The following is an 18,613-nucleotide window of genomic DNA, read 5'->3' as shown; positions in this document are numbered from 1 at the left end:
TCAAGGGTGCTGGAGGTGAAAAGAGCCCCAAACAGGGAGCGACTACTCCCGGATTCAAGCATCTCACCTTTAAGGCGCTCGAATACTGTTCGTGGTTACACATGCCCCAGCACGGCTGTCTAGGGAACTGCGCATCTGCCCCCGGATCAAACGGCGCTCAAGCCCCGTTCACACCTGTCGGTGCTCACGCTCCTGCCCTTCGACCAGTCGCATTCCTCTGGAATGTCGCACCTTCAGCCAGTTCCCATTCCAAGACCTTCGGTTTTCTCCAGCGATGTCCCATGGGGACATCGTCTATCGCCACGCACTGCCCCTGCCCCTTGGGGCGGGGTGCGATGCTCCGAAGGAGCGGAGCATGAGCACCGCAGGTGCGAATGAGGAGGCCGAAGGCCGGGTGGGGTGGGGTCATAGGCTAATACCTAGGTAGAGACAGGGGAGGGAGGCGAGCCCCCCTCCCCGTCAGCCCCTCCCCAATGGCGATATCCCCACGGTCCACTGTACGTGACTTCTCGACGCTTGAAGTCTCAATAGCCGCATCAGCGCCAACCTGCTGCCTGAACCCCGGACTCCGCCACAGGTCGCATACGGCGCCCACCCGCCCCTCCCTTACCCCTCGATGGAGAACATTTTGTATCGCCGCAACCAATAGTAGACTCACTATGGAGAGCGGAACGGTTGTGGGGAACCGCGTCTTTATCGCAGAGAACGCGACAGTCATTGGAGACGTGAGCCTCGGCGACGACGTGAGCGTCTGGTTCGGCGCCGTTGTCCGGGGCGATCGGGATACGATCACGGTCGGAGCGGGCTCGAACATCCAGGACAACGCCGTCGTCCACACCACGCCCGACTTCCCGGCCACGATCGGCGCGGAGGTCTCGGTCGGCCACGCCGCCATCCTGCACGGCTGCACCATTCGCGACCGGGTGCTCGTCGGGATGGGCGCCGTCGTCCTGAACGGCGCGGTGGTGGGGGAAGGCTCCATCATCGGCGCTGGCGCGGTGGTGACGGAGGGAAAAGACATCCCGTCGAACTCGCTCATCCTCGGCGTGCCCGGAAAAGTGGTCAGGGAGACAACGCCCGAACAGCAGGAGAGCATCCTCCACAACGCACAAGAATACGTCAAACTAGCAGGGAGGTATCGCCATGACTGAGGTCGTCGTCATCGGCGCCGGGGTCGCGGGCATCCAGGCGGCGCTCGACCTTGCCGACCATGACATCCACGTCCACCTCATCGAGCGCGAACCGACCATCGGCGGGCATATGGCCCAGCTCGACAAGACGTTTCCCACAAACGACTGCTCGATGTGCATCCTCTCTCCGAAGATGGTCGAGGTGGCCCGGCACCCAAACGTCACCATCCACACCTGCTCCGAGGTCGAGGGGATCGAGGGAGAGGTGGGGAACTTCCGCGTCCAGGTCAAAAAGCACCCCCGCTACGTCCTCGAGGACGAGTGCAACGGTTGCGGGGACTGCACCGCGATCTGCCCGGTGGAGGTCTATAACCAATTCGACGCCGGCATCGGCGCCCGTAAGGCGATCTACAAGCCCCACGCCCAGGCGGTTCCCGATATCGTCGTCAAAGACCAGGAGCACTGCATTGAGTGCGGGCTCTGCTACGATGTCTGCGGAAAAGAGGCGATCCTGCACGAGGACAAGGAGCGGCTGCTTGAGATAGAGGCGGCAAGCATCGTCGTCGCGACCGGCTATGCGACGTTCGATGCCAGAAACAAAGCGCAATTCCGCTACCTCATTATCCCCGACGTCATCACGAGCCTGGAGTTCGAGCGGATGATCAACGCAAGCGGCCCGACGGGGGGCAAACTCAAGAGGCTCTCAAACGGCAAGCCGCCCCGGAGCGTGGCGTTCGTCCAGTGCGTCGGCTCCCGCGACATCTCCATCGGCCGCCCCTACTGCTCCGGCGTCTGCTGCATGTACGCGATGAAGAACGCCACGCTCATCCGGGAGAAGAACCCCGATATCGAGGTCACCGTCTTCTACAACGACATCCGCGCATACGGCAAGGGTTACGAGGAGTACTACGAGCGGGCGATGAGTCTCGGGGTCAGGTTCGTCCGCGGGTTCCCTGGTGAGGTGCTCGAGGAGAACGACCACCTGACGATGGTCGCGGAGAACACCGAGACCGGCGAGGTGGAGACGTTCCACCCCGACCTGGTGGTCCTCTCTGTCGGGCTCGGACCTGCCGCGGGAGCGGACGAAGTGGCCCGGATGCTCGGCATCCCGCGGGACGAGTCCGGGTTCTTCGGGGTCGCCGACCAGAAAGTCGGCCCCGTGCTCACGGTGAGGCCCGGGATCTACGTGGCAGGAACCGCCACCGCACCGAGAGACATCCCCGACTCCGTCGCGATGGGCGAGGCGGCGGCCATGCGAGCGTTCCTCGACGCGATCAGGGTGGGATGAGCATGCTGGAAAGGGAAGAGCCCTACACCATCGCGTGGGATGTGGAGAACGAGTGCATTCTCTACATTGACCAGACTCTGCTTCCCGGCCGATACGAGCAGATGCGGTGCGCGACCGTCGACGACCTCGCCCGGGCGATCCGGAGGCTCGAGGTCCGGGGGGCCCCGGCGCTCGGGATTGCCGGTGCGATGGGCGTGGCGCTCGCCGCCGTCCGGAGCAGAGAGACCGACCTTAAACGGTTCTCGGGCGAGGTCGGCCGGGCGGGAGACCTTCTCGCGGGCACCCGCCCGACCGCGGTCAACCTCGCGTGGGGGATCGACCGCGTACAACGGAAGATGGCTGTGGCCGCATCGGTCGCGGAGGCGAAGGGCATAGCGGTCGCCGAGGCGAACGCCGTCGCCGAGGAGGACGAACTGACCTGCCGAAGGCTCGGCGAGTTCGGCGAAGAACTCTTCCCGGAGAAGTGCACGGTGCTCACGCACTGCAACGCGGGAGCGCTCGCCTGCCGCTGCTGGGGGACGGCGCTTGGGACGATCCGGTCGGCGGTTGAGGCCGGAAAGGACGTGCGGGTGATCGCCTGCGAGACCCGGCCGCTCAACCAGGGCTCAAGGCTCACCTGCTGGGAACTTGCCCGGGACGGAATCGATGTGACCCTCATCCCCGACTCGTCGGCAGCATACCTGATGCGGAAGGGCAAGATCGACCTCGTCGTCGTCGGCGCCGACCGAATCACGAAGGACGCGGCCTTCAACAAGATCGGGACGTATATGCACGCCGTCGCCGCTCATCACCACGGCATACCGTTCTACGTTGCGGCACCGGTCTCCACGTTCGACCTCTCCCGCAGGGAAACGGACGTCACCGTCGAAGAGCGGGACCGCTCCGAACTCACGTACTGCGGCGACAAAAAACTCGCGCCCGATAACGTGAACGTGCTCAACTATGCCTTCGACGCCACGCCGCTCGACCTTGTCGATGCGATCGTCACCGAGATCGGCGTGCTCCGACCGCCTTATACGGAGTCCTTCCAGCTGGTCGGGATGGATAGGGGGGGCAGATCATGAGTCTCTTTGATTCCGAGATCTGGATCCAGTTGATGACCCTCATCGGGGAGGTCACGTTCTTCTTCATCCTCGGGATGCTGCTTGCCGCGGTATGCCTCGCGATCATCGCTGCCGCCTCGATCACCAGGGGGAAGTTCTACTTACCACGGATCCTGATACCGGGGATGGTTCTTTTAGAGGGGCTCGTGAAGGCGTTCTGCAAGCTCCTCGGGCTGGACGACAAGGATCTCATCACGTTCTTCATAACGCTCAGGAACACCATGAACACAAAGGCCTTCTCCGAGACACCCATCGAGCAGCGTGCGGTCTTCCTGCCCCAGTGCCTGCGGTCGGCGCAGTGTCCGGCACACCTGACACCGGAAGGCCTCAAATGCCGTAACTGCGGCCGATGTCCAGTCGGGGAGAACGTAGTGTGGCTGGAGAGCGTCGGCTACCGGGTCTTCATCGTCCCGGGCTCGACGTTCATCAAAAGAATGGCCAAGAAGTATCACCCCCGGGCAATCATCGGCGTCGGCTGCCTCATGGAGGTAAAAGACGGGATCGATATGTCCGACCGGGTAGGGATCATCGCCATCGGTGTCGTGAACGTAAAAGACGGGTGCGTGGAGACGATAGCGGACTGGACCGCGGTGAGAGATGCCGCCCTGCTCGGCATCAAACCCCCGTCAGGTTCCGTAGACTTTCACAGCCCTGCCGAATAGGCGCTCGCTGGTGACCTTGCCGTAGACGAAGATCGTCTCGTCGCTGTTCACGGCACCGACATCGACCCCGGGCCGGAGGGTGACGTTGCCCCCCGCCTTGATCGAATGGAGGCACGCGTTATCGCAGATGGTGGCGGTCTTCGTAATCCTGACCGGCCCTTTTACCCGGACATCGTGTCCGACGACGATGCTCTCGGCCTCGATGAACCCGCCGACCGTCGAACCGGGTCCGAGTTCGAGGCGGCCGGCAACGACCATATTGCCCCAGATGTGCGTCTCGGGAGGGGTGATGAAATTCCCATCTATCTTCACGTTTCCGTCAAAAAAGGAACCTTTCGGTGCTATATACGTGTCCCCGTGCCGGTAAACTTTCATGAAGATCTCCTGAATAACAGCTCGGCCCGTAACCAGATAAAATTATCAGTGGATATTTCGACCCCGGGACGGGCATGCCGGGCATTCCAGAGGCGGCGGCCGGGTGCCCGGATACCTGCACTCCCGATCATATCACCGCGGCAATCGCAAAGACCGCAAGCGCGGCAAACATACCTGCCCGCAGGATCGACGTCGCATTTGACTCCCGGACGCAGCCCGGCGTCGTGCATCTAAGACCCCGGAAGGCCCCGAAGAGGATGACAAGGTCCACGACCGCGATGCCGGCGAGATAAAAGAGGCCCCACCAGTCGCCGAAGGGAAGAAGACTCACCAGCACGGCACCGCAGGCGCAGGCGAACGCGAATATTCCCGTCTTCCGGACACCGGCAATCATGGGAAGGGTGCGTGCGCCGCCCGCCGCATCCCCGTCGACATCTTCTGCGTCTTTGAGAAGTTCCCTCGCGACGGTCGCAAGGAAGGTGATTGCCGCGAGCGAGAGGTTCCGGACGAGCCCCTCGATGCCCGCAAACGCCCCGCCGAAGAGGAAGACGCTCCCCGTCAGGTAAGCTACGGCCACGTTGCCGAGAACCGGGGTTCTCTTCAGCCGGACGGCATATGCAATGAGGACGCTCGAGTTTACGAGGGCGATCGCAAGGCAGAGGGGCGTTGTCAGGGTGGCAATCACGATACCACCGACAAAGAGCGCCGCTGCATACACCCTTGCACCGGCAAGGCTGATCGCTCCTGCCGGTATGGGACGATCGGGGCGGTTGATCCGGTCGATCTCGACATCGAAAACGTCGTTGATGACGTTCCCGCCGGCGGTGATGAGCGCGACAACCACGGCGAGCAGGAGCGACGGCGGCGTGAGCGTCCCGGTGGCGATGAGATAGCCGATGAGCGCGGTAAGGCCGGCAACGACGGCGTTGTGCGGACGGGTTATCCGGATGAATGCGGAGACGCTCATTCTCAAGGAGTTAGGTTCTCGGGGCGAGGATAAATAACCAGAGGATTCTTCCGGAACAGAATCGGGAAAAATGACGGGCTTGGGGGGATTTGAACCCCCGGCATTCAGCTTAGGAGGCTGACGCCATGTCCTGGCTAGGCCACAAGCCCATACTCCGGAGTAAAAGTATTGTGCATGAGAAGGTATAAGGGTATCGAGCATCCACCATTTCAGGAAGCATGGACGTTGTCGAGGTTACCGAAGGGAAAACCAGTTTTCTTGTACCCAGGCAGGATCCTCGCACCCAATTCCCGCCGGGAAGCGGCCCGGTCTTTTATAACGCGCGCATGGAGATGAACCGGGACGCCACCATCCTCCTGCTCACCGTACTGAGGCCACAGAGTTACCTCGACGCGATGGGTGCGTCCGGTGTCCGGGGACTAAGGGTGGCGTATGAGGTCGGGATACCGGTGACGATCAACGACTGGAACGTGAAAGCGGTCGACCTCGCCCGGCAGAACGTCGAGGCGCTGGGTCTCGCCGCCGAGGTCACCCGCGAAGACGCGAACGTCCTGATGAGCGGGAGGACGTTCGACGCCGTCGACCTCGACCCCTTCGGGACGCCAGCGCCGTTCGTCGACTCCGCGGCACGGAGCGCCGGGAACTACCTCTTCGTCACCGCCACCGACACCGCGCCGCTCTGCGGAGCGCACCTCAAGGCAGGCATGCGCCGCTACTTCTCCCGACCGCGGAACACCGAGTATCACGTCGAGGTCGGCCTCCGGACGCTGATGGGGTTCGTGGTGCGCGAGGTGATCAAGTACGATCGCGGGGTGGAACCGCTCTTCTGCTACGCACACGAGCACTTCCACCGCCTGCACCTCAGACTCCGGTATGGAGCGGCGGCGGCTGACCGGGCGCTTGCACGGATCGGCTACGTGATGCAGTGCCCAAAATGCCTCTATCGCTCGGAACAGGCCGGGATGCTTCCGGAACCGGAAGAGTGCCCGCTCTGCGGCGCGAACCTCGTGCTGGTCGGCCCCCTCTGGACGGGAAGGATCAACGACGATGCAACGCTTGCCGCGATGCAGGAGGCCCTGCCGTCGGTCACGGCCGGAACCGGGGCGCGGATCGGGCGGCTGCTCGCGACCTGCCGGCAGGAACTGGATACGTCGAGCCACTACGACTACCACGTCATTGCAAAACGCCTGCGGGTCTCTCCCGGCAGAATCGAGACGGTCATCGAGCGGCTTACAGCCCTCGGCTACCAGGCGAGCCGTGCGCATTACTCGGGAACAGCAATAAAGACCGATGCACCGCTCCCGGTGCTCGAAAAAGTGGTCAGCGGCGGGTGACGACGGTGAGGACGTCCCCGTCCGCGAGTTTGTGAGCGAGGCCAACACGCTGGGCGTCGTGTTTGGCCGATTCGCCCCAGACCTTCGCGTAGCGGAACTTGTCCGCGAAGTCCCGGTGGAGACGGTTGCAGACGTCCTCGACCGTCGCCGGGCTCCGGATGATCAGCGGTTCGTCCATATCTGCGGGGCCGCCGGTCGGCTTTAGGTAGACTCGCATGAATCCCAGGTTGTCGAAGATGGCGTCTTTCATGTCTTCGATGTGGTAACCGCTGTGCGCCGAGACCATGATGGGGGGCTCGCCGAACCGTTTGGTCAGTTCTTTCTCTATCCCCGCCCGTGTATCTTCGTCGACCAGGTCAACCTTATTGACCGCAATGAACGCCGGAACGTAGACGCGGTTTCCGATCATCGCGTCGATGAAATCATCCTGGCTGATTTCGTTGCGGATCAGGACATCGGCGTTGACGATCTTGTTCTCCGCGAGAATCGACCGGATCTCATCGACATCGAGGTCGACGGCACCGACGGTGTTTAGTCTGATACCGCCGCTTCCGGCCTTTTTGATGGTGATATCGGGTTTTTCCCGGTTGATCCGGATACCGGCGTCGTGAAGTTCACGAAGGAGGACGTCCGTGTGCTGCTCGTTGAAGACGTCGACCAGAACAAGGATCAGGTCGGCGCTCCGCACGACGGCGATCACCTCTTTCCCGCGGCCTTTACCCATGGCGGCGCCGGCGATCAGGCCGGGGATATCCAGGATCTGGATCTTCGCACCCCGGTGCTCCATCGCGCCCGGAATGACGGAGACGGTCGTGAAGGCATAGGCCGCCGTTTCCGAGAGATCGTCACCGGTGAGCCTGTTGAGCAGCGTACTCTTTCCGACCGACGGGAAGCCGACCAGGACGACGGTGGCGTCCCCCGACTTCTTCACGGAGTAGCCCTCGCCCCCTCCGGCGGAGGCCATGGCCCGGGCTACCGCTTCGTCACGAATCTTCGCGAGTTTCGCCTTGAGGCGGCCGATATGCTTGGAGGTCGCCTTGTTGTACGGGGTATTTTTAAGTTCGTCCTCTATCTCCCGTATCTGCTCTTCGACACTGCTCATTGCTGCCGATACACATATGTTGGGAAGCTACTTATGGATGTCTGTGATGGAAATCACGAAGCGAAGGATAAATTCCGGCCCGTATAGGGGCCAGATTGCCCAACCCCCGACATGATCGGGGAAGGCGGAGTTCGAGACAGGTTTAAATATGATAAAGACCAATAATTTAGAGCACGATGGTGCAATGCGCTGCTATAGTGTAGACCGGCCAATCATGCAGGACTCTCACTCCTGCGACTGGGGTTCGAATCCCCATAGCAGCATACTGTTCTAAGGGCAAACGCCCACTTCTGCACCACCACCCGAGATAGAGACGATTCCATGCACCACTCCCCCAACAGTGACCGGCCGACCCAGAAACATCTCGGGGATCGCGGCCTAATCATCCTGATTGCTCTCCTCTCCGCCTTTGTCCCGCTCTCGACCGACCTCTACCTCCCCGCCCTTCCCAGCATGGGCGACTACTTCGGCGTCTCCGCCACCCTCACCAACCTGACCCTGATCCTCTTCTTTCTCTTCTTCAGCCTCGGGCTGCTCTTCTGGGGGCCGCTTTCCGACAGGTACGGGCGGCGGCCCGTCCTCCTGGTCGGACTTGCGCTCTACATCGCCGCAAGCGCCGGGTGCGTGATATCGTGGGACATCTGGCACCTCATCGCCTTCCGAATCCTTCAAGCCGTCGGCGGCAGTGCCGCCTCTGCGGTCGCTATGGCGATGGTCAAGGACGTCTACGACGGGCGAAAGAGGGAGTCGGTGCTCGCGCTCGTCCAGTCCATGGTCGTCATCTCGCCCGCCGCCGCCCCGGTTCTCGGGGCGTTCATGCTTCCCTACACCTCATGGCAGGGCCTCTTTGCGGTGCTCGCCCTCATCGGCGTCGTCTCGATGGCCGGCGCCCTCGTCCTCCAGGAGACCATCCCTTCGCGGTATAACGGCACCATGGCGCAGTCCGTCCGCCGGCTCGGGGCCGTGCTCAAAAACCCCGGATTTGCATCGTTACTCATCGTATTCTCGCTCGTGAGCACCGCCTCCCTGGCATTCGTCTCCGCATCGTCATATATCTACCAGGAGGGGTTCGGGCTCTCGGAGCAGTGGTACAGTTTCTACTTCGCCCTCAACGCCGTCGGCCTGATAGCGGGCCCATTCCTTTACCTCTGGCTCTCCCGGCACGCGAGCCGCCGCTCGATCGTCGCGTCGGGGTTCGTCGTCATGATCGGCAGCGGAGTGCTCGTCTGCCTCTTCGGGAGCCTGGGGCCGCTGGCCTTCGCCCTTACCCTCTTTCCGGCCTCGCTAATGGGGAGCGCCGTGCGGCCGGGGGGTGCATTCCTGATGCTCGATCAGCAGAGAGAGGATACCGGTTCCGCGTCCGCCCTGATCAACTGCACGGGCCTGGTCTTCGGCAGTGCCGGGATGGTTCTCGTCTTCCTCTTCGGGAAGAACCTCGTCCTCGGCCTCGGGGCGATCAACGTGGCGGTCGGGGTTGCGTGTCTTTTAGGGTGGGGGGCGATCGGGAAGCGAGGGCTGGTGAGGTTCTGAAATGATCCTGAAGTACACCCCACCGAAGAAACTCTCTGAGATCCTCAAAGAATTCGGGCCGAACCCCGCGCTGGCCACCTCGGTCGCGGAAGCCTCGCATGAGATGAGAAGGTCTTCGATGCGAAAGGTCGACTTCGATGCCGACGCTTGACACCTCCCTGCTCGTCGACCTGATCCGGCACGACCCGGAGGCGATGAGAACACTCGCGGGCGGCTCTATCCTCGCACGACTTTACCACTGGCACCTGTAGCCCGGTGTTGTGGAACGTTCATATGTCCAGCCTATCGGCTCTGCAAGGCTCCCCGACCCCGTAACCTCCGAGCGATAGAACCTTTGCAGGGCGAGCGGGTCCGGAGGAGATTGCTAAAAAGGTAATTGGCAAAATTAATGCCACGCGACTCCGATCTTCTGGAAAGGGGTTTTTTCATGGGTCGGGATCTTGATACGCGGTTCTCGCAGCTGCTTGAGGCGATAGCAAAGCATGAGAATACAACCCTCGATATGCTGGGGAAAACATTCGCATCCGACGAGATCGAGAACAGAAGAACATTTTACCCTCAATTGAAGCAGGTTCTCTCAAGGCAGGAACTGGATATTGATGAGGTTAAAGAAGTCATCAAGAACTGCTGGGCAGCGACGGCAAGGATTGAGTTCATACGGTTTACAAGGTTTACCGAAAAAAAAGAGGGCAACTTGCAGTCCAGACAATTCAAACACTTATTGAAGACTTTCCACAAGACGACGCCAAAGCGGCCACCCGGATAGATGCATTTATCGATGAAGCAGTACGCCTTGGCTATAAGGACAAAAACGATTCTCCGGACCGGGCCGGAGCAGCTGCGTTGTGCACCGTCCTACTGACTTCCCTCTTCCCGGACAGGTTCGTTGATTTCAAACAGAGACGATGGAAAAAATTTGCTCGGACATTAGGCTACGACATCCCATACCCCGGCGGTGAAGGGTATGGTCGGGCCACCTTGTGGGCAGGAAGTTTCGCGACAAGTGTTGCGGAGACCACGTCATTCAGGAGAACATGGGAGGTCGAAGACCCCCTGTGGGTGCTTGCGGGTATTGCCTGGATCCTGCCTGGATTAAACCTGGACAGGAGCAACCCAATGCCAGACACAAACAACGATACCGAAATAACAACCCTCCTCGCGCACAAAAAGCAGGTCATCCTGTACGGCCCTCCGGGCACGGGAAAGACGTACCGCGCAAACAACTACATCTCGCATCTCAACACCCATGACTATGAAGTTCATGAAGACTCGCTCCTCGATCAACGAATCTTCTCATTGACGATTTACGAACCAAGAGACGGCCAGATTCCCGATCTCTCTCCCGGAACCCGTTTCACCTACGACTGGAAAGGAAGGCGAAACTGGCAGACATACTACGACGAACTCCAGGAAGGCGACGTGGCGCTGGCATATAACGCCGTTAAGTTGCGCCGGTTCACGACGGCGGTCAGGTGTACCCGAAAAGAGGCGAATTCCATAGAGTTTGAGGTGGTTCAACAGTTCGACGGCCCGTCTTTCGAGGATATGAAGAACGATCCCGGGTTGAAAGAATCCATTCTGGTGCGGATACAAATGGCGTGCAGCCTGAAACGACTGAGCGAGGGCGAACTCCAACGGATTATCGCGTTTTCGGATGGACTGACATATGAGTCGCTCGGCATCGAACTGAAGAAGATCCAGGAGACCATTCCAGACAAAGAGTTCGTCACCTTCCACCCCTCCTTCGGCTACGAGGATTTCGTCGAAGGTCTCCGCCCGGTTACCACCGACGACGGCACCCTCACCTACCGCGTGGAGGACGGCATCTTCAAGACACTGTCCCACCGTGCATTCAACGTGCTCGCGGAAAGGGCGGGGATTGAAGGGCGATGGAACGAATCCGAGAGCATCCCACACCTTGAAGATACGGAGAAGAAAGAATTACTGAAAACTGCACCGGAGGTTCCCTTCTACCTTATCATCGACGAGATCAACCGCGGAGACATTTCAAGGATCTTCGGAGAACTGATCACGCTCCTTGAGGGCGACAAGCGCTACGGTGAGGAGTATGAGATCATGATAACCCTCCCCTACTCCAAAAAAAAGTTCGCAATCCCGCCGAACCTCTACATCATCGGCACGATGAACACCGCCGATAAATCCATATCGCTCGTCGACGCCGCACTCCGGCGTAGGTTCGGTTTCATCGAGATGATGCCCGACTACAGCGTTCTCAGGAGCCTCCCCGACGATAATGACGACGAGGTCGGGGAGATCATCGATATCGCTACGGATGCCCTGGAAACGATCAACGAGAGAATAGCAGGGAATTATGATCGGGATCACCAGATAGGCCACAGTTATCTGATGAAAGTGAGGAATGCCGGATCGCGAGACGATGCGCTTGAGATGCTACGCTTCGCGTGGTATCATGAGATCGTTCCCCTCCTTCAGGAATACTACTACGATGCGCCCGCCAGATTCAACGAAGTTATCGGGAGCAAATTCATCAAACTCTCCCCGGACGAGCGGGGTTTCGAAATCCATGAGAGACTATACGGCGACGAGTTCCTCATGGCAGTCGAAGCGCTTGCGAACGGGAACCATGAACAGGAACATGCCGAACCAGATGAGTGAGAACCAACCGGTAGCAACCCTCTTTGAGTACCAGAGATACCCGTACGTTTCCTCAAAGACGGATTCGTTCGGGGAGGGAACCCTTCACCTGACAAAAAAGACCATCGAACTGCTGGACTGCCTGAACAACAAAAGACCGTTCCTTGAGATCGGCAGGGACTCGATCAAACCGTTGAATTACGTCGGGGTAGTAAGAGCCAACGGCTTCACTGTTCAGATCCTCCCCAAACTCTTTGCATGGGAGAGTTGCCGGGAGCAAAGGGCAATGGCAGCCGCGAATCTTCTCAAGATGCTTTCTCATACGGAAAACGTTCCCATCACCGAAGTGGACCCGGCAGGTCTCGATCTCAGGAAGATGGACCTCTTCGAAGTCTTCATTCGCCTCTTTGCAAAGAGCCTGCTGAATACGATAAAGAACTCCCTGAAGAGGGAATATATCCGCAACTCGAATGAACTCCACGTAATTCGAGGGCGGATAGACTTCCGGCACTACATAAACCCTGCTCGCATGCATATTATCCCCTGCCGGTACCATGAGCTCTCAGTCGACAACCTCCTGAACCGAACCCTCAAATATACCTGTTACCTGATGTCAAGGACTGTCTCGGACTTTACGACGATCCGACTGCTCCGCTCGATCGTCAACCACCTCGCTCCGGTGACGTTGACACCGGTCTCCGTAGCCGAGATCGATCGTATCGCATTCTCGCGGCTCAACCGCATCTTCGAACCCCATATCCGGCTGTGCAGAGTATTCCTCTCGAATTCTTCCCTCACCCTGCAGGCTTCGAAGGTCGAATCCTTCTCTCTGTTGATCCCGATGGAGAGACTGTTCGAAGAGTTCATCAGCGCAGTCCTTGCAGAAGATCCAGCCTACTTCTTCGGGAGGAATGTGCCGGTCAGATCACAGGCAATCGTGGGCAGGCTTGCTAAGGATGCGAACGGGACTGAATTCTTCAATATGAGGCCGGATGTCGTCATCGGATGGCCGCGGATTGAGGGTGTCATCGATACCAAGTATAAACAGCTGGATCCGGGCGACCGGAAGCTGGGTGTCTCACAAGCGGACCTCTACCAGATGTATGCATATGCAGCGAAGACAAACACCGGGAGGTGCATGCTCCTCTATCCGGAAGTGCTTCTTGAGCAGAAACAGAACTTCGCCCTCACAGTGCGCTCCCCGGAAGGGACGGACATGGACGTTTCGCTCATGATCCGGGCTGTCCGGCTCTCCCACGATCTCAACCGGCGGGAGGGATGGGCAGCGTTCCGCAGCGAACTCCGGGAGATTGTCAGGCCGCTTATCGCGGAGCAGGAACCCCTGACGCCAACAGAGTCCGGCAGGGCCGCCGTGGAAGGATGAATGTCGGAGGTATCCCGGCCCATTCCGGTCATCCGCACCCTGCGTTAAATGTTACCCGGACCGGTACGCCCCGGCCGGAACCAGCCGGAGATCCGGGAAGAATCTCCCTCTAATCCGGGCATTCCAGGGATAACAGCGGAATCCCGAAGGCGGACAGAACCCCCAATCCAATTTATCATGTTGAATCATTACAAAACCTATAAAGCAGATATGATACCACGCTGTAAGGTTAATACCGACCTATCGGGTTAGTTTTCCGGGAGACGGTTCATCTGTCAGGGAACACGAACTGCAAGATCATAGTGGTGTTCGAGTAAAGATACTCAAAACGTGAGGAGGTAACCATGGCAAAAAGAATGCTGAGCGAGTTCGAATCGTACGATCTCCTAAAACAGTACGGCGTACCGGTGCCCGAACATGCGATCGTCAAGACTGCTGCAGAAGCAAGCAAGGTGGCGGAGAAGATCGGGTTTCCGGTCGTCATGAAGATCCACTCGCCCCAGATCATCCACAAAAGCGATGCAGGCGGCGTTATCGTAAGTATATCCACAAAGCAGGCTGCGGAAGAGGCGTTCAACAAGATCGTCGCAAACGCGAAGGCGTACAACCCCGAAGCCGAGATCAAAGGCGTCATCGTCGAGCAGCAGGCGGCGCCGGGACTCGAACTGATCATCGGCGGGAAGACCGACCCGGCGTTCGGGAAAGTGCTCACCTTCGGTATAGGGGGTACCCTCGTCGAGTTGATGAAAGACGTCACCCTGCGGATTCTCCCGGTCTCCGAAGAGGAGATCCGGCAGATGGTCAGGGAGATCCACAGCTACCCGATGATCCAGGGCTACCGCGGGGCAAAGCCGAGAGACGAAGAGACGCTCGTCAAGGTCATGTGGGCGATCAACTGTTTCTTCGCCGAGAACACCAACGTCGTGGAGTTCGACATCAACCCGGTCAGGCTGTATGAGTCGGGAGCCTGCATCGTCGACGCCCGGATCTTCGTCGACGACGAAGCCGTGGAGAAGACAGCGAAAGAGCGACCGTTCGTCCCGATCGAGTACTTCACCCCCCGGTCGGTCGCGGTCATCGGGGCCTCGTCCGAACCCAAGAAGATGGGTTACGCCGTGATGCACAACCTCCTCCACTTCCCCGGACAGCTCTACCCGGTGAACAACAAACGCCCGGAGGTCCAGGGGCTCAAAGCGTATCCCTCCATCCTCGATATCCCGAACCCCGTCGACATGGCGGTCATCACCGTCCCGGCAAAGCACGTCCCGAGCGTGGTCGAGGAGTGCGGGCAGAAGGGCGTCGTCATGGTGGTCATCATCACCGCCGGGTTCAAGGAGATGGGCGAGGGAGGAAAAGCGCTCGAGGACCGGGTCATCGAGATCGCAAAGCGTTACGGGACGCGTATCATCGGCCCGAACTGCCTCGGCATGATCATTCCCCCAAAGGGCATCGACACCACTTACGTCCACGAGTCCCCCAAACCCGGCAACATCGCCTTCATCTCCCAGAGCGGGGCTATCGTCAACACGGTGGTCGACTGGAGCATCAGGCAGGACATCGGGTTCTCCGTCGTCGTCTCGGTGGGCAACCAGGCCGACCTCAACTTCATCGACTACCTCCGGTTCGTGGAGCGCGACCCCAAGACCAAAGGCATCATCCTCTACATCGAGGAGATCCAGGACGGCAAGACCTTCATGAAGGTGGTCAGCGAAGTCTCGAAGACCAAACCCGTCGTGGCGATCAAGTCCGGTTCGTCGGCGAAAGGGCAGCAGGCGGCCTCGTCCCACACGGGTTCGCTCTCGGGGTCGTACGACGTCTACATGGAAGCCTTCCGCGAATCCGGCGTGATCCCCGTTCACACCCTGACCGGCACGTTCCAGGTCGCGGAGATGCTGGCGACTCCGAAAGGCTACCCCCGCGGCAAGCGGGCGGTCGTGATCACGAACGCCGGCGGGTTCGCCGTTCTCTCTTCCGACTACGCCGAGCGCTACGGCATCGACCTGATCAGCCTTCCGCCCAAGGTCCTCAAGGAACTCAACGATCTTCTGCCCGATTTCTGGAACAAGAACAACCCGATCGACCTGCTCGGCGACGCCAACGAAAAGCGGTTCGAGCAGACGTTCAGCACGCTCGCCAAATACCAGGACTGCTGGGACATCGCGTTCGTGGTCGGGTTCCCGAACCTCGTCATCGGCTCAGAGCAGCTCGCAAACCAGATCACCCGGTTCTCGGAGAAGACCGAGAACATGATCGTCGGGACGCTGCTCGGCGGCGACTCGATGGAGCGGGGCCGCAAGGTCCTCAAGGAGAACGGCATCCCGACCTTCGAGGAACTCGACTTCACCTTCCGGGTGATGGGAAGAATCCTCTGGCAGCGGTTCCGGTAAGGATATCTACTCTTTTTTGTCCGTTCCGGAATGACGGGACGCCCGGTCAGTGCCATCTCCCGCTACCCGCGTCCCATCTCTTTGCCAGACCACCAGAAACGACGAGAGCACGGCGAGCGTGTAGCAGGCCCAGAAGAGCGGGATCGCCGTGCCGGCGTCCGGGCCCAGAAAGACCGCCCGCATGATGCCGACGGCCATCGATACCAGGACGGCCGCAATCACGAGGAGAACCGGCCCTATCCGGACACGGGAACGGGAGGCGGAACCCCGCGCTACTTTCGGCGTCACGATGAACGGCAGGTGCTTTCCCGAGACGGCGTACCAGATCGCCCGGGCATATACGAAGGCGAGCGTGTTGAAGATCGCCTGCGAGAACGCGAGGTCATGCAGGGAGTACTGCCGCTCGCGGATGCTGACGATGACCTGGATCGCGATCACCACCACGAGCACCACAGCGAACGTCGGGGGAACCCATACGGGGAGGATCGGGATACCGAAGATCAGCGTGGCGACAGGGAGGAGGAAGAGCACCACGTTCACCGCACCGAGCAAGTAGATCGAGACCGTAATGAGAAACTCAAGCCAGTGCATCGCTGTCATGCTCCGGGGCTGCGCCACGAGTTGCCGGAGGATCGTCCCGAGAAGCTGGGTGTTCCCGTATGCCCAGCGGAGTTGCTGCGTGAAGTACGCAGCGAGGTTCGGCGGCGCAACACCCTCTGCATACACAGCATCGAGAAAGACTCCACGCCGGCCCTGGAGGTGGAACGCAAATGAAGTGGCGATGTCTTCGGCGATACACGCTTCGTCCATCCCGCCGATGGCGGTGAGATGGTTCACCCGGAAGATGCAGTTCGAGCCCGTTAGCATGGCGGTATTGTTGACGGAGAGCCCCCTGCAGACGTGTTTGTTGTAGATGTGCTGCTGGTAGGAGAACGTGACGCTTATCGGGTCGTGGGGCTCTGTTCGGAAGAACTGCGGAGTCTGGATGAAGGATACGGCCGGGTCGGCCTCAAGGATAGGGACGAGATCGGCGAGGATCTCCGGCTTCACCCTCTGGTCGGCGTCGATGACCAGAAGGTACGGTGTATCGGCGTCGAGATGCGAGAGGGCGTGGTTGATCGCTCCCGCCTTGAACCCGCGCCTGTGGTCGCGGTGGAGATATCGGAGACCATACCGCCGGCATATCTCCTGCATAAAGATGCGTTTGTGCGAATCTGTGGAGTCGTCGAGGAGGAAGATGCGGATGTTGGGATAGGCAATCGCCGTGCACGCCCGGACACAGGATTCGACCACGTCCGGCTCCTCGTTGTAGACCGGGATGAAGACCGCGACGGGAGAGGTCGGCGCACCCGACCCTTGCGGTGCCGGGGGACGGTAGGCATAGAGCGATCGCAGAAGGTGATCGGCGTAACTCACGAACTGGATCACCCCGAATGCCGTGACAGCGACGAGAAAGAGCGAGAGAACCCTCGCAAAAAGGCTCCAACCGACTCCGGTCAGTATGAGGTGCAGATCACGGAGGAAGAAGACCGCAAGCGGCACCATGAGCGTGGCGGTAAAGAGCGAGATACGTGCTGCCGTCTTCATGGAAGATCCACCGCGGTCTGGCTGGTATCGTACAGAGGCGCCTCGGAGTTGTATAGGCACCTGCAGGCCGGCAACCCGGATACCATCCATCATACCTGAGCAGTTAAAGGTTTCGCATGACTGAACCGCAGTCGCCAGACTCCAAAACGGCCTCTTCCGACCTTTTGCCGTTACGGCGAGCTACAGGCGCCAACCTTCCCGATGACCATTGCGGGTATGATCGGGGCGGTACCGGAGTGTCGTTGCCCCACACGCCGGCGGAAGGTGCAGGCGAGCAGCATCTCCGGCAGACAGACAAACACCGACACTATGAAATAGATCCCTTTCCTTCTGACAGTTGATTACTATGGCTGTACAGAAGATGGCAACTGCATCGCTGAAAAAATACGAGCTGCCGCCGCTGCCGTATGCGCCCGACGCCCTTGAGCCTCACATCTCAAAGGAGCAACTCTCCCTGCACCACGATAAGCACCATCAGGGCTACGTGACCGGGGCGAACGCCAACCTCGAGAAACTGGAGAAGGCGCGACAGGAAGGCACCGAAGTCGATATGAAGGCGATCCTGAAGGAACTCTCGTTCAACATCGGCGGCCACGTCCTGCACACTCTCTTCTGGCCGACCATGGCCCCGGCCGGAAAGGGCGGCGGAGGAAAACCGGGCGGCGCACTTGCAGACCGGATAGACCAGGAATGGGGTTCCTTCGAGAGGTTCAAGGCCGAATTCACGAAGGCAGCCGCGAGCGTCGAGGGGTCCGGGTGGGCGGCACTGGCATACTGCACCATGACGGACCGTCCCATGATCATGCAGATCGAGAAGCACAACAACCATGTTTACCCGACGTTCCGCATCCTGATGGTGCTCGATATGTGGGAGCACGCCTATTATGTCGATCAAAGGAACAACAAGGGTCAGTTCATCGACGCGTTCTGGAACGTCGTGAACTGGGACGCAGTGAACAAGCGGTTCGAGAACCTCTAATCACCATTTTTCCCGGTTAGGTGCGCCGTACCTGAGCGGCGAGCCGGATGTCTCTCCAGATAGACTCCGGCATCCGTTTGTCCCGGAACCGCCGTGCGGCCCCCTACTATCCAAACCATTAAGTAGTAACCACAGGAGGTACCAGCGACGTTATCGGTGGGGGGAAGGA

Annotated in this window: 16 protein-coding genes and 2 tRNA genes; 13 read left to right on the top strand and 5 right to left on the bottom strand. The window is 59.8% G+C overall.

Annotation, left to right across the window (positions count from 1 at the left end):
• Positions 1 to 659: 659 nt before the first annotated feature.
• From FGW20_RS10945 to FGW20_RS10930, 4 genes are read left to right on the top strand one after another with little or no spacing between them, the layout of a single operon-like run.
• A complete protein-coding gene (locus tag FGW20_RS10945) occupies positions 660 to 1,151 on the top strand; it encodes a gamma carbonic anhydrase family protein (protein ID WP_301678126.1) in 492 nt (163 codons plus the stop codon).
• Positions 1,144 to 2,418, top strand: coding sequence for a CoB--CoM heterodisulfide reductase iron-sulfur subunit A family protein (locus tag FGW20_RS10940; RefSeq protein WP_301678125.1), 1,275 nt, complete (start codon positions 1,144 to 1,146; stop codon positions 2,416 to 2,418). Before FGW20_RS10945 ends, FGW20_RS10940 begins: the two co-directional genes overlap by 8 nt.
• Before the next feature lie 2 nt (positions 2,419 to 2,420).
• Positions 2,421 to 3,482 (top strand): S-methyl-5-thioribose-1-phosphate isomerase, encoded by a 1,062-nt coding sequence (gene mtnA / locus FGW20_RS10935; RefSeq protein ID WP_301678124.1) that lies wholly within the window; start codon positions 2,421 to 2,423, stop codon positions 3,480 to 3,482.
• A complete protein-coding gene (locus tag FGW20_RS10930; RefSeq protein ID WP_301678123.1) occupies positions 3,479 to 4,183 on the top strand; it encodes a DUF116 domain-containing protein in 705 nt (234 codons plus the stop codon). Before mtnA ends, FGW20_RS10930 begins: the two co-directional genes overlap by 4 nt.
• Here FGW20_RS10930 and FGW20_RS10925 read toward each other — a convergent pair.
• The 3 genes from FGW20_RS10925 to FGW20_RS10915 all read right to left on the bottom strand — a co-directional run bounded on the left by FGW20_RS10925 (position 4,148) and on the right by FGW20_RS10915 (position 5,674).
• Positions 4,148 to 4,495 (bottom strand): bactofilin family protein, encoded by a 348-nt coding sequence (locus FGW20_RS10925; RefSeq protein ID WP_301678122.1) that lies wholly within the window; start codon positions 4,493 to 4,495, stop codon positions 4,148 to 4,150. The two genes, FGW20_RS10930 and FGW20_RS10925, sit on opposite strands and share 36 nt — an antisense overlap.
• Before the next feature lie 190 nt (positions 4,496 to 4,685).
• Positions 4,686 to 5,525 carry a geranylgeranylglycerol-phosphate geranylgeranyltransferase gene (locus tag FGW20_RS10920; RefSeq protein WP_301678121.1) on the bottom strand — a complete coding sequence of 280 codons (840 nt, stop codon included), beginning with the start codon at positions 5,523 to 5,525 and terminating at the stop codon, positions 4,686 to 4,688.
• A 74-nt stretch (positions 5,526 to 5,599) separates the two neighbouring features.
• Positions 5,600 to 5,674, bottom strand: a tRNA-Arg gene (locus FGW20_RS10915).
• 69 nt (positions 5,675 to 5,743) lie between these two features.
• Between FGW20_RS10915 and FGW20_RS10910 the strand changes: the two genes are divergently transcribed.
• Positions 5,744 to 6,859 carry a tRNA (guanine(10)-N(2))-dimethyltransferase gene (locus FGW20_RS10910; RefSeq protein WP_301678119.1) on the top strand — a complete coding sequence of 372 codons (1,116 nt, stop codon included), beginning with the start codon at positions 5,744 to 5,746 and terminating at the stop codon, positions 6,857 to 6,859.
• Here the strand turns inward: FGW20_RS10910 and FGW20_RS10905 are convergent.
• Positions 6,846 to 7,961 (bottom strand): OBG GTPase family GTP-binding protein, encoded by a 1,116-nt coding sequence (locus tag FGW20_RS10905; RefSeq protein WP_301678117.1) that lies wholly within the window; start codon positions 7,959 to 7,961, stop codon positions 6,846 to 6,848. The genes FGW20_RS10910 and FGW20_RS10905 overlap by 14 nt on opposite strands.
• Before the next feature lie 188 nt (positions 7,962 to 8,149).
• Here FGW20_RS10905 and FGW20_RS10900 point away from each other — a divergent pair.
• The 7 genes from FGW20_RS10900 to FGW20_RS10870 all read left to right on the top strand — a co-directional run bounded on the left by FGW20_RS10900 (position 8,150) and on the right by FGW20_RS10870 (position 15,878).
• A tRNA-Glu gene (locus tag FGW20_RS10900) sits at positions 8,150 to 8,224 on the top strand.
• Positions 8,225 to 8,282: 58 nt separating this feature from the next.
• Positions 8,283 to 9,491: a Bcr/CflA family efflux MFS transporter gene (locus FGW20_RS10895; protein WP_301678116.1), complete on the top strand. Its 1,209-nt coding sequence runs from the start codon at positions 8,283 to 8,285 to the stop codon at positions 9,489 to 9,491.
• Position 9,492: 1 nt separating this feature from the next.
• Positions 9,493 to 9,642, top strand: coding sequence for a hypothetical protein (locus tag FGW20_RS10890; RefSeq protein ID WP_301678115.1), 150 nt, complete (start codon positions 9,493 to 9,495; stop codon positions 9,640 to 9,642).
• Between the two features lie 237 nt (positions 9,643 to 9,879).
• Positions 9,880 to 10,257, top strand: coding sequence for a hypothetical protein (locus tag FGW20_RS10885; protein WP_301678114.1), 378 nt, complete (start codon positions 9,880 to 9,882; stop codon positions 10,255 to 10,257).
• 350 nt (positions 10,258 to 10,607) lie between these two features.
• Positions 10,608 to 12,128 (top strand): AAA family ATPase, encoded by a 1,521-nt coding sequence (locus FGW20_RS10880; RefSeq protein ID WP_301678113.1) that lies wholly within the window; start codon positions 10,608 to 10,610, stop codon positions 12,126 to 12,128.
• Positions 12,121 to 13,491, top strand: coding sequence for an McrC family protein (locus FGW20_RS10875; protein WP_301678112.1), 1,371 nt, complete (start codon positions 12,121 to 12,123; stop codon positions 13,489 to 13,491). The genes FGW20_RS10880 and FGW20_RS10875 overlap by 8 nt, the downstream gene beginning before the upstream one ends.
• 344 nt (positions 13,492 to 13,835) lie before the next feature.
• Positions 13,836 to 15,878 (top strand): acetate--CoA ligase family protein, encoded by a 2,043-nt coding sequence (locus FGW20_RS10870; protein ID WP_301678111.1) that lies wholly within the window; start codon positions 13,836 to 13,838, stop codon positions 15,876 to 15,878.
• A 6-nt stretch (positions 15,879 to 15,884) separates the two neighbouring features.
• Here FGW20_RS10870 and FGW20_RS10865 read toward each other — a convergent pair whose 3' ends face one another.
• Complete coding sequence (locus tag FGW20_RS10865; protein WP_301678110.1) at positions 15,885 to 17,465, bottom strand: glycosyltransferase family 2 protein; 1,581 nt, start codon at positions 17,463 to 17,465, stop codon at positions 15,885 to 15,887.
• A 346-nt stretch (positions 17,466 to 17,811) separates the two neighbouring features.
• Between FGW20_RS10865 and FGW20_RS10860 the strand changes: the two genes are divergently transcribed.
• Positions 17,812 to 18,444: a superoxide dismutase gene (locus FGW20_RS10860; RefSeq protein ID WP_301678109.1), complete on the top strand. Its 633-nt coding sequence runs from the start codon at positions 17,812 to 17,814 to the stop codon at positions 18,442 to 18,444.
• Positions 18,445 to 18,613: the final 169 nt, after the last annotated feature.

The sequence above is a fragment of the Methanoculleus methanifontis genome, from assembly GCF_030464365.1.
Classification (GTDB): Archaea; Halobacteriota; Methanomicrobia; order Methanomicrobiales; family Methanoculleaceae; genus Methanoculleus; species Methanoculleus methanifontis.
Note: the sequence above shows the minus strand (reverse complement) of the source record. Positions and strands in the feature narration are given on the sequence as shown.

Excerpts from the sequence above, each read along its gene's own strand:
- FGW20_RS10945 (WP_301678126.1), top strand. The coding sequence starts at position 660 with ATGGAGAGCGGAACGGTTGTGGGGAACCGCGTCTTTATCGCAGAGAAC.
- FGW20_RS10940 (WP_301678125.1), top strand. The coding sequence starts at position 1,144 with ATGACTGAGGTCGTCGTCATCGGCGCCGGGGTCGCGGGCATCCAGGCG.
- mtnA (WP_301678124.1), top strand. The coding sequence starts at position 2,421 with ATGCTGGAAAGGGAAGAGCCCTACACCATCGCGTGGGATGTGGAGAAC.
- FGW20_RS10930 (WP_301678123.1), top strand. The coding sequence starts at position 3,479 with ATGAGTCTCTTTGATTCCGAGATCTGGATCCAGTTGATGACCCTCATC.
- FGW20_RS10920 (WP_301678121.1), bottom strand. The coding sequence starts at position 5,525 with ATGAGCGTCTCCGCATTCATCCGGATAACCCGTCCGCACAACGCCGTC.
- FGW20_RS10910 (WP_301678119.1), top strand. The coding sequence starts at position 5,744 with ATGGACGTTGTCGAGGTTACCGAAGGGAAAACCAGTTTTCTTGTACCC.
- FGW20_RS10905 (WP_301678117.1), bottom strand. The coding sequence starts at position 7,961 with ATGAGCAGTGTCGAAGAGCAGATACGGGAGATAGAGGACGAACTTAAA.
- FGW20_RS10895 (WP_301678116.1), top strand. The coding sequence starts at position 8,283 with ATGCACCACTCCCCCAACAGTGACCGGCCGACCCAGAAACATCTCGGG.
- FGW20_RS10890 (WP_301678115.1), top strand. The coding sequence starts at position 9,493 with ATGATCCTGAAGTACACCCCACCGAAGAAACTCTCTGAGATCCTCAAA.
- FGW20_RS10885 (WP_301678114.1), top strand. The coding sequence starts at position 9,880 with ATGCCACGCGACTCCGATCTTCTGGAAAGGGGTTTTTTCATGGGTCGG.
- FGW20_RS10880 (WP_301678113.1), top strand. The coding sequence starts at position 10,608 with ATGCCAGACACAAACAACGATACCGAAATAACAACCCTCCTCGCGCAC.
- FGW20_RS10875 (WP_301678112.1), top strand. The coding sequence starts at position 12,121 with ATGAGTGAGAACCAACCGGTAGCAACCCTCTTTGAGTACCAGAGATAC.
- FGW20_RS10870 (WP_301678111.1), top strand. The coding sequence starts at position 13,836 with ATGGCAAAAAGAATGCTGAGCGAGTTCGAATCGTACGATCTCCTAAAA.
- FGW20_RS10865 (WP_301678110.1), bottom strand. The coding sequence starts at position 17,465 with ATGAAGACGGCAGCACGTATCTCGCTCTTTACCGCCACGCTCATGGTG.
- FGW20_RS10860 (WP_301678109.1), top strand. The coding sequence starts at position 17,812 with ATGGCTGTACAGAAGATGGCAACTGCATCGCTGAAAAAATACGAGCTG.